3 protein-coding genes and 1 pseudogene are annotated in these 3,876 nt (G+C 56.0%); all 4 read right to left on the bottom strand.

Annotation, left to right across the window (positions count from 1 at the left end):
* Positions 1-965, bottom strand: a 965-nt coding sequence (locus ABX962_RS32215) for a hypothetical protein (protein ID WP_372725776.1), incomplete at its 3' end; no start/stop codon positions are given.
* Positions 966-1,116: 151 nt separating this feature from the next.
* Complete coding sequence (locus ABX962_RS32210; protein WP_372725774.1) at positions 1,117-2,013, bottom strand: sugar phosphate isomerase/epimerase family protein; 897 nt, start codon at positions 2,011-2,013, stop codon at positions 1,117-1,119.
* Between the two features lie 397 nt (positions 2,014-2,410).
* Positions 2,411-3,436, bottom strand: a complete 1,026-nt coding sequence (locus ABX962_RS32205; RefSeq protein ID WP_372725772.1) for a zinc-binding dehydrogenase — start codon at positions 3,434-3,436, stop codon at positions 2,411-2,413.
* A 103-nt stretch (positions 3,437-3,539) separates the two neighbouring features.
* Positions 3,540-3,876 (bottom strand): annotated as a pseudogene (locus ABX962_RS32200) (D-arabino 3-hexulose 6-phosphate aldehyde lyase); the annotation flags it as partial.

Here is a 3,876-nt window from a genome sequence, read left to right as displayed (position 1 = left end):
GTGTCGCTAATCGCTCGATCGAAGACGGCGAGGCCTCCGAAGCGACCGATCGTCGCTTCGCGTGTGAACGACCCGACGGCGTAACGAGCGCCGACGGTGAAGTCCGATCCGCCTCCGGGTTTGGTTTTGGCATGCTTTTCAGCGTCGTATCCAAAGATGCCTCGGCCGTGGTAATACGGGTTCATCCCGCGGTCTTTGCCATCGGGGCCTTCGCTGGTGAAGTAGCGATCGTTGCGACGGTCTTTCACTGCATCAAGCTCTCGTTTGTCGAGCACGCCGTCGATGTACGCTCGAATGTAGTCGCCATCATAGGTGAACCCCAATGTGCACCAGCGATCCGTCGGCACGGTTTGCCGCGTCGCTGCGTAATCGGCACACCACGGAAACGCACTGCCGTCGGCACGCCGCGTCACTCCGCCTTCGCTAGAGATATGAGGTACCAATTGATTGGGGCCACCATAGGTCGGCATGTTCATCAGCATCGCATATTGCCGTGTTCCCGAATCGTCATTCGCTCCTTTCCCTTCGCTCCACATCCCTGCGATCGTCCGACTCTGACGCAAGTTGTGGATGTTGACGACCGCAAACATGCTGACTTGGGCCTCCGGACCATGAATGTTCAAATCACCCGTCTCGGCATACGGGATCTTGAAGTACTGTTTGCCGTTCAGGTTTGCGGCATATCCTGAAAAAGGACCACCTTCGACTCGATCGATCGGTCCGTCGACTTCGGCTAACGGGTAATTCTGTTTGCTGCCGATCGATTTCCGCGACTGGCCCGCGGGTTCGCCAAACGTCCAAAATGCAACCAGTCCAGGCATCTGGGTGACGACGCTTGCGTCACCGCTGGGGCGTGTGTCTTCCGAGTCAGAGGTATCCGCGTAGGACGCAGTGCAAATGAGAATGGCGAGCGCAAATGAGAGAGCGTGTTTCATCGGTGGGTATTGTTGGGGAAGGAAGGTCATGGATCTTGCTAAAGATTGCTGAGCGTATCAATACGGGAGGAAACGTGGCGAGGATTCTGGGGGCGAAGGGGGGGCGATACTGAAGGGACTAGTACTGAAATGGGCCAATACCGAAGGGATCAATACTGTAAGGGACGTGTAGCCACGTCCACTACGGCCAGTGTTGGGCGATCTTTTGTTTCAGGAATGTGACGCTGCGGGCGAGTTGATCCATGCCGTCGACGCCGTCTTCGATACTGATCCAGCCGCCGAAGCCGACTCGTTTCAGTTCACTGAAGATCGCGTCGTAGTCGTTCAGCCCTTTGCCGATCTCGCCATGGCTGAGTCGTTTTGCGTACCCAACCGCGCCCCCTTCTTCGCGTCGCAGATCCTCCAGCGTCCCTTCGATCAGATAGCGGTCGCTGGCGTGCATCGTCACGACACGGTGTGAAACTCGTCGCAGCAGTTCAATCGGATCTTCGCCTGCCAAGTACGTGTTACTCGGATCATAGTTAACACCGAAATGCGGGTGATCGATGCGGTCGACAATCTGACAAAAAATATCCATTTTCTGAGCAAATTCGGGATATTCCCAAAAGTCGTCCTTGTAGTGGTTTTCGATGATCAGCGTGATCCCTCGCTCGGCAGCAAATGGCAAACAAGCCTGGATCGAATCGACCGCGTACGTGACACCTTCGTCAATCGTCAGCTCGGGCCGCCGTTGACCGCTGAGGACTCGGCAATACGAACCGCCGAGCGCATGAGTCATCTCGATCCAGTGTTTTTGTTTGGCGATCTCTTGCTCTCGAAACGCCGCGTCGGGATGGGTGAAGTCGGGTGAGCAGCACATCATCGGAATGACTTTGCCGTGGTCTTCGACTTGCTTGCGAAACCGCGACCAATTCGATTCGTCAGCCATCTCGAGAAACCCAGCATACCACTCCAGCCCCTGGATATCGAGTTTCGAAGCGAGTTCAATCCACTCGCTGACACTCATCGTGCCATCTTTGCAGAGTGCCTGCATGAACGCTTTGGGAAAGGCCGCAAGTTTGGGTGTGTGTGTTGGCATTGCTCGATTGGATGATGAGGATATGTTGTTGATTTGTAGTGGATCTTGCTAAAGATCCTTCCGTCAATTCTGGCGTCCGCTGTAGTGGGGCTTGTTCAGACTACAGTCACAACCCGACGCGTTAGTTTTGAAGTTGCGAGTTTCGATGTTCTCCGGGCCAAAGGCCCGGCCATTTACCAGGCGACGTCAGTAGATCCGAGCAAATGGCCGGACCGTTGGCCCTACAATTCATTGGTTTTCTTGGTCCCAGCCCGTTGGGCTGGGCTAGGTAAACGTCCGGGGCTTTGCCCCTAAGAACAAACACGCAACTTCAAAACTTACGCTTCGGGTTATTAAAAACTCGCAACCTCAAAGAGTTACGCGTCACCAGACTCTGGCTCATTCATTCGCCATGCTTCTACACCGGCTTCAACACCGATTTGACGACTTCGCCGCGATGCATTTTTTCGAACGCTTCCTGCCACTGGGTGATTGGCCAAACGCCGCCGATGATCGGTTTGACGTCCAATTGGCCGCTGCTCAGTAGAGCGATCACGCGTTCCCAGATTGGCCAATTGTGACTGAAACTGCCTTGCAGTCGCACGTTTTTTTGGACCAGCGGATCGAGGTTGAACCCCAGCGGTTGCGGGCCCCAGCCGACTTTCGAGATCCAGCCTGCCGGACGGACAAGGTCCATTGCGATCTGCAGCGTGACGCTGGCGCCGGCAGCATCGATCACTCCGTCACACCCGAGTCCATCGCGCTCAGTTGCCCACGGTTTCGCATCGCCAATGATCGCTTCACAACCATATTGCTTGGCGATTTCGAGTCGGTGGCGATCGGATTCAAGTCCCACGATTGCGACTTCGGCGCCACACAACCGGGCCATCGCGGCGCACAGAATTCCGATTGTGCCAGGACCGAGCACGACGATGCGGTCCCCCGGTTCGATCGAAGCGTTTTTGACGACGGCGTTGTAGGCGACGCAGCAGGGTTCGGTCAGACAGGCGTGTTCAAATGGCAAGGCATCGGGAATGGCATGCAGGATCCGCGAGGGAACGCGGACAAATTTGGTCATCGCCCCGTTCACTCCGTAACCAAACCCTTTACGTGTCGGGTCGAGGTTATACAGTCCCCGGCGTGACATCGGATTTTGTTGATCGATGATTGCAGCGGTTTCGCTGACCACACGATCACCTTCGCTCCAGCCATCGACATTCGCACCGAGTTCAACAATGTTGCCACCGAATTCGTGACCGAGCACGACGGGGTAATTGACGGGCCACGAGTGGTCCGCAGTCCACTGGTGCAGATCGCTGCCACAGACGCCAACGTTAGCGACCTGTAGCAGCACATCGTCGGGCCCAATCGCCGGCCGATCGAGTTCGCGAATTTCGACGCATCCTTTTTCAGGAGCATAGTTCACCACCGCAGCAGATTTCATGATTCCAACTTCTCGCTCAAGTAACGTAGTCCAGGCTGCCAGCCTGTCATCCTTTCCCCACCCTTCCTCTTCCGCTTTCTTCTCTCTCCCGTCTCCCGTCTCCTCACTCCTCACTATCCTCTTCCCCCTTCCCATGCACAGCATCGCAGATCAAACGCAGTGAGGATTCCAAATCTCCATCGGCGGTTTTAAACGAATCGGCATCGATCGTCAGCGGGGCGCCCAGCACAACCAGCGGCGCGCCGTACGCAGGGCACTGGATCGCTTGTTCTAAACTCAATCCGCCAACCGCTTGCACTGGGACTTTGACGGCTTGGCAAACTTCGCGGAGTTGATCCAGGGGACTTGGCATCCGCTGGCCTCGCGCCGCGATGCCTCGCCGTTCATCGTAGCCGATGTGATGGATCACAAAATCACAGCCGAGATCTTCGAGCCATTTC

It is taken from the genome of Novipirellula sp. (assembly GCF_041583735.1).
Taxonomy (GTDB): domain Bacteria; phylum Planctomycetota; class Planctomycetia; order Pirellulales; family Pirellulaceae; genus Novipirellula.
The sequence above is the reverse complement of the archived record's forward strand: the minus strand, read 5'-3'. Positions and strand labels throughout refer to the sequence as shown.